Raw genomic sequence first — 10,806 nt, forward strand, 5'->3', positions numbered from 1 at the left:
GGTCGCCGGCGACCGTCCAGCACATGGTCAGCAGGCTGTCCTGGGCATCGAACTTGATGCCGGGCTCTTCCTCGTAGGCGCTTTCGCTGCCATCGGCCAGCGACTTGGCGCCGGCGTAGGTCCACAGGGGCTTGAGCGCTTCCTGCAGCTGCGCATAGTCGACACCCGGGCGCAGCGGCACATCGCCGTGCACGTGGATCTCGAAAGGGGCGTCGTATTGGGACATGATGCTCTCCGGCTCTATTGTGGACCGTCCGGGCCGGGTTGATTGCGTGGTGCCGCGCGCCGGAATTGAACCGGCACGCCTTTTGAAGGGGCGGCGGATTTTATGTCCGAAGGTTAATCCATGTGAATCAAGGACCTAAGGGCTCGAACCGTTCCGCAAAGGCGCGTCAGGCGAGCCCAACTTCGCCAGGAAAGCGTGGAGTCTACTTCTGATTTGCGGACATCTCTCCAGGGCTGGTCGCTGCCCGCGTTGAGGAAGATGCCCGCCGCTGGTGCGGTGCGTCGGTGATGCCCGTGCTGCCATGTCCAAGCGTGTGCGCCCGCCGTTCTGATCCCAGACACTCGGTAGCCACGAAACGGACGGCCAGCGGTTTTCCGCCCCAAGATCCGCAGCGTGCCGGCAGCCGCGCTGCAGAAGCTCCCTGCCATCGCACTCACCGCCTGCAAGCTCTCTTCGCCCTGCCCGATGGCTAGGTTGGCGCAACCGCTGACAGATGACCTCGAGGCGGGCGTTACGCACGCGCTAGACACGCGCAGGAAGTACATGGACATCGTCGTCCCCTTCCGCCGGGAGGCGATCTCGAGTCACGGCCTGACTGCTGCGTCGTGCGTAGGCCTGGCTCAGTCCAACACCCACCTTGTGGACTTCCCTGGTGGAGAACGACGGCTCCACTGGGCATCCATCCAGTCTGCAGTCTTTCATGCCATGGGATGGGTAAACCGTCCCGTCGTGACGGACCTCACGCTCTTGCGCGTTGCTGCGGCCGCATCGATTGCGAGCATCGAGTTACCGAAGTAACCTTACGACACATATCACAGTCCAAGGAGTTTCTTCATGAATCCCCTGGTGAACACCAGCTTCGAGCCGATGTATGTCGTCCTGGCGTATGTCATTTCGGTCATCGGATCCTTCATCGCACTCTCGGCCGGTCGGCACATCGTCCGCCGAGACGGGTCGATCAGCAAGTCGAACCTGCTCGCCGCCGGACTGGCCCTTGGCGGCATCGGTGTCTGGTCGATGCACTTTGTCGGCATGCTCGCCCTGCGGGCCGACCTCACCATCGGCTACGCGATGACGGAGACGCTCGTTTCGCTGTTCGCCGCCGTCGTGGCTACCTCGCTCGCCCTGTACTTCGTCGCCCGCAACCACACGATGGCGCGCGTGGTGACGGCGGGCGCGGTGCTTGGTCTGGGAGTCTGCGTCATGCACTACCTGGGCATGTACGGCATGCGCTTTGGCGGCTACTTCCGCTGGTCGCCGGGGGTGGTCGCGCTGTCAGTCCTGATCGCCATCACCGCCGCAATCGCCGCGCTCTGGCTGGCCTTCAACACCAGCAACTGGTTTGCCCGCGGGGGAGCGGCCATGGTGATGGGTGGGGCCGTGTGCGCGATGCACTACACCGGCATGGCCGCCGCGGAACTGGTCTGCACCACGGCAAACCGCACCATCCTGCCGCGTGGCTTCGGCGTGGTCAGCACGCTGCAGTTGCCCACGCTGGTGGTCTCGCTCGCCCTGGGCATCGCCGCCATCCTCGCGATCCAGCAGGTCGTCCAGGGCGGCACCGATCACGTCCCTGCCTGACGGCCGAAGGAGAGAGCAGCATGTCCGTGCTACGCGACTTCAGTCTGGGGGAAAAATTCGCGCTGCTTGGCTTCGTCGGCGCAGTGCTGTTCCTGGTCCCGTTCGTGTTCTACGTACGCCAGGCCAGCGACCAGCTCGGATTAATCCAGGAAGAGCAGGCTGGCATCGAACCGGCGGCCGCGCTCCTGAGGGTGATCCACCTGACGCAGCGACGGGCCGGACTCGCAGACGCTGCGTCAAGGCCGGCGCAGTTGGCGAAAGCCGCAGAAGCCGCAGAAGCCGCAGAAGCGGATCGTGCCTACGAGACGTTTTCCGCGCACGTGCAAGCCGGCATTGGCGAGGCCGCCCTGACCGAACAGTGGGCCAAGGCGGCAGCCGAATGGTCCGCGCTGAAGACCGCGCGGGACGCTCCTGCCCTGGAGTGGCGGGCGCGCCATGGGGCACTGGTGCGGCAGCAACTGCAGGTTCTGGCGCTCGCCGTGGACTACTACCGGTTGAACCTGGACCGCGAGCCCGAGACGCACCACCTGATCGCGGCATCGCTCGCTGACCTACCGTCGCTGACCGAATCGCTGATGGCGGCGCGTGACGGCGGCGTCGTCTACCTGGCCAGGCAGCAGGACGACGCCGGACCGAAGGCGGCGACCCAGGCACTGGCGCAGAGCGCCCGAGACTTCCACGCTCGCCTGACAAGGTCGCTCGCCAAGCCGCTCACCACCAACAGCGCGCTGAGCGCAACGCTGGCGTCCCCGGCCAGCGCGGCCGCCGAGGAAACGGCAAAAGCGCTCGCGCTGGTCGACACCGAGATCGGCCGGGCCGGCGCGCCGACGTATTCCCCGGCAGCCTATTCCGGCGCGATGACCCGCGCGATCGACGCACAGTTCGTGCTCGCCGCAAAGACGATGGCAGAGTTGCAGCGCATGCTCGACGAACGCCTGTCGCGCCAGACTGCCGCGCTGGTCATGGCCCTGTTCGCGATGGGCACGCTGTTCGTGGCGATGGGGCTGTTCGGCTTCGCGGTCGCGCGGTCGATCACCCGGCCGATCACCGAGGCCGTTTGCGTCGCCCGGCGCGTTGCGAACGGCGACCTGACGATGCAGTTGCAAACGGGCGGCCGCAGCGAGACCGCCCAGTTGATGAATGCCTTGTCGGAGATGACCCAGAGCCTTCGCACCCTGGTGGCCGAAGTCTCTGCGGGCGCGCAGACGGTGGCGGACACCAGCGCGCAGATCGCGCAGGGCAACCTGGACCTGTCGCAGCGCACGGAGCAACAGGCGAGCTCGCTGGAACAGACCGCCAGTTCGCTCGAGGAGTTGACGGCGACCGTGACGCAGAACGCGCACGGCGCGCGCCGGGCCAGCCAGCTGGCGGTCGGCGCGTCCGAGGTGGCTCGCATGGGCGGCGACGCGGTGGGGCACGTGGTTCAAACGATGACCGGCATCTCCGAGTCTTCCCGGAAAATCGGCGACATCACCAGCGTGATCGACAGCATCGCTTTCCAGACCAACATCCTCGCACTGAACGCGGCGGTGGAGGCGGCACGCGCCGGCGAACAAGGCCGCGGGTTCGCTGTGGTGGCGGCGGAAGTGAGAAGCCTGGCGCTGCGCAGCGCCGCCGCAGCCAGGGAGATCAAGACGCTGATCGGTGATTCCGCCGACCGCGTGGACACCGGCGCGAAACTGGTGGACGCGGCGGGCCGCAGGATGCAAGAGATCGTCGGCTCCGTGAGGGAGGTCACCGCGGTCATCGCGGAGATCGCCGCGGCGAGCGAGGAGCAGAGCACCGGCATCGGCCAGGTGAACGAGGCGGTCACGCAGATGGACCGCGTCGTGCAGCAGAACGCCACCCTGGTCGAACAGGCGACTGCCGCCACGGAGTCGATGCGCGAGCAGGCCAATTCACTGCTGCGCACGACGTCCCGCTTCACGCTTGTCGCAGGGACCAGCGCTCAAGCGCTACCGCAGTCGCCCGCAATCGTGGCGTGAGATGGAGCAGGCACCCCTGGGCGATCGGACCGCAGCGTGACGGCGGCGGCCGGGGCGCTGACTTGCTGGTTGTGAGTGACCAGAAAGCCCCGCACACTGGTGCCTCGACCCGGGATCGAACCGGGACGCCCGTTTAAAGGCGGCGGATTTTAAGTCCGCTGTGTCTACCAATTTCACCATCGAGGCGTGCCCCGACTGTAAGTCATGCCGCGTGGCGGCCCTCAAAGCAAAAAGGGAAGCCCGAAGGCTTCCCTTTTGCAAATGTGGAGCGGGAGAAGAGTCTCGAACTCTCGACCTCAACCTTGGCAAGGTTGCGCTCTACCAACTGAGCTACTCCCGCGAAAAAAACCGACTGTCGTCCCTGGAGGCGCGGGGCGGAGTCGAACCGCCCTGGACGGATTTGCAATCCGCTGCATAACCGCTTTGCTACCGCGCCGTGTCCAGCAAAGAAAAAGGCCCCCGAAGGGCCTTTTTGCAAATGTGGAGCGGGAGAAGAGTCTCGAACTCTCGACCTCAACATTGGCAAGGTTGCGCTCTACCAACTGAGCTACTCCCGCATCGATGAACGAAATTATATAGGAGTTTTCAGGTGGCCCTGACGAGTTCCTGAATCGCGCCCACTCTCGCTCAATGTTTCACCGCGGTGCCGGTGGTCGGCTGCGGCGCGGCCGCTTCCGCGACGGCGGGAGCGGGCTGCGCCTCTTCGTCCGTCAGCGGCGTCGGATGGCGCTCCAGCGCGATTTCCAGAACCTTGTCGATCCAGCGCACCGGCACGATCTCGAGGTCGTTCTTCACGTTCTCGGGAATGTCCTGCAGGTCCTTGGCGTTCTCCTCGGGGATCAGCACCGTCTTGATGCCGCCGCGCAGGGCCGCCAGCAGCTTTTCCTTCAGGCCGCCGATCGCCGTCACCTCGCCGCGCAGCGTGATCTCGCCGGTCATGGCGACGTCCGCGCGCACCGGGATGCCGGTCAGCGCCGACACCAGGGCCGTCGTCATCGCCGCGCCCGCGCTCGGGCCGTCCTTGGGCGTGGCGCCATCGGGCACGTGGATGTGGATGTCCTTCTTCTCGAACAGTTCGTCCTTGATGCCCAAGGCCCGCGAGCGGCTGCGCACCACGGTGCGGGCGGCCTCCACGGATTCCTTCATCACGTCGCCGAGCGAGCCCGTGCGCTGGATGACGCCCTTGCCCGGCATCAGCGCGGCCTCGATCGTCAGCAGGTCGCCGCCCACTTCGGTCCACGCCAGGCCGACCACCTGGCCCACCTGGTTCTGCTGCTCGGCGCGGCCATAGGTGAACTTGCGCACGCCCAGGTAGTCGTTCAGGTTCTCGGCGTTCACCACCACCTGCGGCTGGAGCTTCTTCAACTGCAGGCCCTTGACCACCTTGCGGCAAATCTTGGAGAGTTCGCGCTCGAGCGACCGCACGCCGGCTTCGCGGGTGTAGTAGCGCACGATGTCCCGGATCGCGTCCTCGGTCACCTGCAGCTCTTCGACCTTGACGCCGTTGTTCTTCAACTGCTTGGGCAGCAGGTACTTGATGGCGATGTTGGTCTTCTCGTCCTCGGTATAGCCCGACAGGCGGATCACCTCCATCCGGTCCAGCAGCGCCGGCGGGATGTTCATCGAGTTCGACGTCGCCACGAACATCACGTCCGACAGGTCGAAGTCGACCTCGACATAGTGGTCACTGAAAGTGTGGTTCTGTTCCGGGTCCAGCACTTCCAGCAGCGCGCTCGACGGGTCGCCGCGGAAGTCCTGCCCCAGCTTGTCGATCTCGTCCAGCAGGAACAATGGATTGCGCGTGCCCACCTTGGCGAGCGACTGCAGCACCTTGCCCGGCAACGCGCCGATGTAGGTGCGGCGGTGACCGCGGATCTCGGCCTCGTCGCGCATGCCGCCCAGGGCCATACGCACGTACTTGCGGCCGGTGGCCTTGGCGATCGACTGCCCCAGCGACGTCTTGCCGACACCCGGGGGGCCGACCAGGCACAGGATCGGCGCCTTCAGCTTGTCGACGCGCTGCTGCACCGCGAGATACTCCAGGATGCGGTCCTTGACCTTCTCCAGGCCCCAGTGGTCCTCGTTCAGCACGTCCTCTGCGTACGTGAGGTCGTGCTTGATCTTGGTCCGCTTGGCCCAGGGCAGGTTGGTCAGCACCTCGATGTAGTTGCGCACCACCGTCGCTTCGGCCGACATCGGCGACATCAGCTTGAGCTTCTTGAGTTCCGCGTCGGCCTTCTTCCTGGCGTCCTTGGGCATCTTGGCCAGCTTGATCTTCTTTTCGATCTCCTCGATGTCCGCGCCCTCCTCGCCTTCGCCCAGTTCCTTCTGGATGGCCTTGACCTGCTCGTTCAAGTAGAAGTCGCGCTGGTTCTTCTCCATCTGGCGCTTGACGCGGCCGCGGAAGCGCTTGTCGACGTTCAGGATCTCGACTTCGCGCTCGATCTGCTCGAACAGGTTGTCCAGGCGTTCCTTGACGTCGGCGAGGTCGAGGACGACCTGCTTGTTATCGAGCTTGAGCGGCAGGTGCGCGGCGATGGTGTCGGCCAGCCGGCCCGGGTCATCGATGCTGGCGATGGACGTCAGGATCTCGGGCGGAATCTTCTTGTTCAGCTTGACGTACTGGTCGAACTGCTGGAGCACCGCGCGGCGCAGCGCCTCGATCTCGGCCGACTTGCCGTCCAGGCTGCCGGATTCGACCGGCACCACGGTGGCGGTGAAGTGCGCGTTGCCGTCGGTGATGCGGCTGACGCGGGCGCGCTGCTGGCCCTCGACCAGCACCTTCACGGTGCCGTCAGGCAGCTTGAGCATCTGCAGGATGGTGGAGATGCAGCCGACCTCGAACATGTCGGAGACCGAAGGCTCGTCCTTGGCGGCGGCCTTTTGCGCCACCAGCATGATGCGGCGCTCGGCTTCCATCGCGGCTTCCAGCGCCTTGATGCTCTTGGGCCGGCCGACGAACAGGGGGATGACCATATGAGGGAACACCACCACGTCCCGCAAGGGCAGCAGCGGCAGGTCCATCGGGTCGGGCGGCAGGGGGGTATGTCCGGACATGGAAATCCTCAGAGTGGCTCAGCCCATATGGCTGGCGATATGGACATTTTCAACCCGGCCGCACCGCCATGGGGGCGGTGGGGTCGAATCGAAACAAAAAAAGCGGGGGCCGGACGCCTGGCCGGAGCGTCCTGCAACCGCATCAGGCTTTCTTCGCCTCTTCGCGGTACACCAGCAGCGGCGGCTTGTTTTCGTCGATGGTGCTTTCGTCGACCACCACTTTCTCGACGTTCGAGATGTTGGGCAGCTCGAACATCGTGTCGATCAGCGACTGCTCCAGGATCGAGCGCAGGCCGCGGGCGCCGGTCTTTCGGTTCAGGGCCTTGCGGGCGATCGCCTTGAGCGCGTTGGGCCGCACTTCCAGGTCGACGCCTTCCATGTTCAGCAGCTTGCCGTACTGCTTGACCAGCGCGTTCTTGGGCTCGGTCAGGATCCGCACCAGGGCGTCCTCGGTCAACTCGGCGAGCGTGGCCACCACGGGCAGCCGGCCCACCAGCTCGGGGATCAGGCCGAATTTGATCAGGTCTTCCGGCTCGACCTCGCGGAACATGTCGGACAGCGAGCGCTCCTTCTTGCTGCGCACGCGGGCCGAAAAGCCGATGCCCGAGGCTTCCGAGCGCTGCTCGATCACCTTTTCCAGGCCGGAGAAGGCGCCGCCGCAGATGAACAGGATGTTGGTCGTGTCGATCTGCAGGAAGTCCTGGTTCGGATGTTTGCGCCCGCCTTGGGGCGGCACGCTGGCCATGGTGCCTTCGATCAGCTTGAGCAGCGCCTGCTGCACGCCCTCGCCCGAGACGTCGCGGGTGATCGACGGGTTGTCGGACTTGCGCGAAATCTTGTCGATCTCGTCGATGTACACGATGCCGCGCTGCGCCCGCTCCACCTCGTAGTTGCAGGCCTGCAGCAGCTTCTGGATGATGTTCTCGACGTCCTCGCCCACGTAGCCGGCTTCCGTCAGCGTGGTGGCGTCGGCCATCACGAAGGGCACGTCCAGCATCTTGGCCAGCGTCTGGGCCAGCAGCGTCTTGCCGGAGCCGGTGGGGCCGATCAAGAGGATGTTGCTCTTGGTCAGCTCGACTTCGTCCTTCTTGGCCTTGTCCTTGTGCCGCAACCGCTTGTAGTGGTTGTAGACGGCGACCGACAGCGTGCGCTTGGCCGGTTCCTGGCCGATCACGTAGTTGTCGAGGTTGGCCTTGATTTCGTTGGGCGTGGGCAGGTCGCCGCGGGCCTCGCGCTGCTCGTCACCCGCGGGCAGTTCGTCGCGGATGATCTCGTTGCACAGGTCGATGCACTCGTCGCAGATGAACACCGAAGGACCGGCGATCAGTTTCTTGACTTCGTGCTGGCTCTTCCCGCAGAACGAGCAGTAAAGCGTTTTCTCGCTGGAGGAGCCTTTTCGGTCGGCCATTGCGTGTGTATCCGTAACTTTGGGTGATGATAACAAGGGGCTAGGGGCTAGGACCTAGGGGCTAGGGAAAATCCAGCAAACCGGTATTCCCTAGGCCCTAAGCCCTAGCCCCTAGTCCCTGCGAAGCGGCCTGGCGCCGCTGCGCGGCTCAAGGCCGCTTCGCGATGACCTGGTCGACCAGGCCGTAGTTTTTTGCTTCTTCCGCTTCCAGGAAGTAGTCGCGGTCCGTGTCGCGCTCGATTTTCTCCAGCGGCTGGCCGGTGCGCTCGGCCAGGATGCGGTTGAGCTGGGCCTTGGTCTTGAGGATGTCGCGGGCGTGAATCTCGATGTCCGTGGCCTGGCCCTGCATCCCGCCCAGCGGCTGGTGGATCATGATCTTGGAGTTGGGCAGCGAAAAGCGCTTGCCCTTCTCGCCGGCCGCCAGCAGGAAGGCGCCCATCGAGGCGGCCATGCCGGTGCACAGCGTGGAGACCGCCGGCTTGACGAAGTTCATCGTGTCGAAGATCGCCATGCCGGCGCTGACGCTGCCGCCCGGCGAGTTGATGTACAGCGAGATGTCCTTGTCCGGGTTCTCGGACTCCAGGAACAGCAGCTGCGCCACCACCAGGTTGGCGGTCTGGTCGTTCACCGGCCCGACCAGGAAGATCACGCGCTCGCGCAGCAGCCGCGAAAAGATGTCGTAGGACCGCTCGCCGCGGCCGGATTGCTCGATGACGATCGGCACCAGGCCGAGGGCTTGGGTATCAAGTGCGCTCATGGGGAAGACTCCGGTGGATGGCTGTACTTTAGCCTGAATGCAGATGGGGCTCGGCCGGCCTTTGGCAAGACCACCAAGCCCCTTTGTGAACGGACTGCGCCGCGCATCGCGCGGTGCAGTCCCACTTGCGGGAAGGACCCGGCTTTGCCGGTTCCTCTCCGCACTGATCAGGCCACTTTCAAATCGCGCGGCGATTTGAAAGTGATCAGCCCTGCTGGCCCATCAGCTCGTCGAAGTCGACTTGCTTTTCCACGGTCTTGGCCTTGGACAGGATGAAGTCGGTGACGTTGTTTTCGATCACGATGGCTTCGACTTCGGCCATGCGCTTGTTGTCGCCGTAGTACCAGCGCACCACGTCGGCCGGGCGCTCGTAGCTGGCCGCGAGTTCCTCGATGTGGGTCTTGATCTGGTCCGGCTTGGCAGCCAGGTCATGGGCCTTGACCAGCTCGGCCACCACCAGGCCCAGGCGGACCCGGCGCTCGGCTTGCGGGCGGAACACCTCGTCGGGGATCGGGGCCTTGTCGGCGTCCTTGATGCCGCGCTGCTTCAGGTCGGCGCGGGCGCCTTCCACCAGGCGGTCGATTTCGTTCTTGACGATGGCCTGGGGCAGGTCCAGCTCGGATTTGGCGACCAGCGCGTCCATGGCGGCCTGCTTGTTCTTGGCCAGCAGGCGGAACTTGACTTCGCGCTCGAGGTTCTTGCGGATGTCGGCGCGCAGGCCGTCGACGGTGGCGTCGGTGATGCCCAGCGACTTGGCGAAGGCTTCGTTGACTTCCGGCAGGTTGGCCGCTTCGATCTTTTTGACCGTGACCATGAAGTCGGCCGTCTTGCCCGCCACATCCTTGCCGTGGTAGTCCTCGGGGAAGGCCAGCGGGAAGGTCTTGCTCTCGCCCGACTTCATGCCGCGCACCGCTTGCTCGAACTCCTTGAGCATCTGGCCTTCGCCGACCATGAACTGGAAGTCCTCGGCCTTGCCGCCCTCGAACGGCTCGCCGTCGATCTTGCCTTCGAAGTCGACGGTGACGCGGTCGGCGTCGGCCGCGGGGGCATCGGCCGGCTTCTGGGCAAAGGTGCGGCGCTGCTTGCGCAGGATGTCCAGGGTGCGGTCGATGGCCGCGTCCGTCACTTCGGTGCTGGTCTTCTCGACCTCGGCGTCGGCCAGCTCGCCGATCTTCACCTCGGGGTACACCTCGAACACGGCGTCGAAGGTCAGCTCGCCGGCGGGCGCGCCTTCCTTCTCGGTGATCTTGGGCTGACCGGCAACGCGCAGCTTGGCTTCGTTGGCGGCGGCCGCGAAGGCTTCGCCCACCTTGTCGTTCATGACTTCGAACTGCACCGAGTAGCCGTAGCGCTGGGCCACCACGGACATCGGCACCTTGCCGGGACGGAAGCCGTCCATCTTGACGGTGCGCGCCAGCTTCTTCAGGCGGGAATCGACTTCGGACTGGATGGCGGTGACGGGAAGCGTCAGCGTCATCTTGCGTTCCAGCTTGTCTAGGGTCTCTACGGTCACGGCCATGGTCAATCTCTCTTGGGTCGGAATCTGTGTGGTGCGCGGGGGGGGACTCGAACCCCCACACCATTGCTGGCGTCAGGACCTAAACCTGGTGCGTCTACCAATTTCGCCACCCGCGCCGGTCACTGGAAAAGGGAAAAGCGGGCGGGCAGGGAGCCCCCGACCGCCCGCTCGAATCCGGTCAACCGGAGATTTTAACCGTAGTGCGACCCGGCACCTTTGTCGTCCCGGGCTTGGCCCGGGATCCATGGTTGATCAGGCGCTGGCTGGATTGCC

7 protein-coding genes and 5 tRNA genes are annotated in these 10,806 nt (G+C 65.0%); 2 read left to right on the forward strand and 10 right to left on the reverse strand.

Going from position 1 to position 10,806, the window contains the following annotated elements; genetic code table 11:
- Window positions 1-226 (reverse strand): DUF6806 family protein (locus JWP65_RS15335; protein ID WP_367280520.1); only part of this gene is annotated, 226 nt, incomplete at its 3' end.
- A gap of 846 nt (window positions 227-1,072) precedes the next feature.
- Between JWP65_RS15335 and JWP65_RS15340 the strand changes: the two genes are divergently transcribed.
- A complete protein-coding gene (locus JWP65_RS15340) occupies window positions 1,073-1,807 on the forward strand; it encodes an MHYT domain-containing protein (RefSeq protein ID WP_299765247.1) in 735 nt (244 codons plus the stop codon).
- 20 nt (window positions 1,808-1,827) lie between these two features.
- On the forward strand, window positions 1,828-3,792 hold the full coding sequence (locus tag JWP65_RS15345) for a methyl-accepting chemotaxis protein (protein ID WP_299765249.1): 1,965 nt from the start codon (window positions 1,828-1,830) through the stop codon (window positions 3,790-3,792).
- Window positions 3,793-3,889: 97 nt separating this feature from the next.
- Here JWP65_RS15345 and JWP65_RS15350 read toward each other — a convergent pair.
- From JWP65_RS15350 to JWP65_RS15390, 9 genes are all read right to left on the reverse strand, one after another.
- Window positions 3,890-3,978 (reverse strand) — tRNA-Leu (locus tag JWP65_RS15350).
- 78 nt (window positions 3,979-4,056) lie between these two features.
- Window positions 4,057-4,132: transfer RNA gene (locus tag JWP65_RS15355), tRNA-Gly, on the reverse strand.
- Between the two features lie 22 nt (window positions 4,133-4,154).
- Window positions 4,155-4,228 (reverse strand) — tRNA-Cys (locus tag JWP65_RS15360).
- A 45-nt stretch (window positions 4,229-4,273) separates the two neighbouring features.
- Window positions 4,274-4,349 (reverse strand) — tRNA-Gly (locus tag JWP65_RS15365).
- Between the two features lie 70 nt (window positions 4,350-4,419).
- A complete protein-coding gene (lon, locus tag JWP65_RS15370; RefSeq protein ID WP_299765251.1) occupies window positions 4,420-6,849 on the reverse strand; it encodes an endopeptidase La in 2,430 nt (809 codons plus the stop codon).
- Window positions 6,850-6,991: 142 nt separating this feature from the next.
- Window positions 6,992-8,257: an ATP-dependent Clp protease ATP-binding subunit ClpX gene (gene clpX, locus JWP65_RS15375; RefSeq protein WP_299765253.1), complete on the reverse strand. Its 1,266-nt coding sequence runs from the start codon at window positions 8,255-8,257 to the stop codon at window positions 6,992-6,994.
- Window positions 8,258-8,405: 148 nt separating this feature from the next.
- Complete coding sequence (gene clpP, locus JWP65_RS15380) at window positions 8,406-9,014, reverse strand: ATP-dependent Clp endopeptidase proteolytic subunit ClpP (RefSeq protein WP_299765255.1); 609 nt, start codon at window positions 9,012-9,014, stop codon at window positions 8,406-8,408.
- Window positions 9,015-9,219: 205 nt separating this feature from the next.
- A complete protein-coding gene (gene tig, locus JWP65_RS15385) occupies window positions 9,220-10,533 on the reverse strand; it encodes a trigger factor (protein WP_299765258.1) in 1,314 nt (437 codons plus the stop codon).
- 29 nt (window positions 10,534-10,562) lie between these two features.
- Window positions 10,563-10,649, reverse strand: a tRNA-Leu gene (locus JWP65_RS15390).
- Window positions 10,650-10,806 lie beyond the last annotated feature (157 nt).

Origin of the sequence: Ramlibacter sp. (assembly GCF_028292805.1) — a bacterium.
Classification (GTDB): Bacteria; Pseudomonadota; Gammaproteobacteria; order Burkholderiales; family Burkholderiaceae_C; genus Ramlibacter.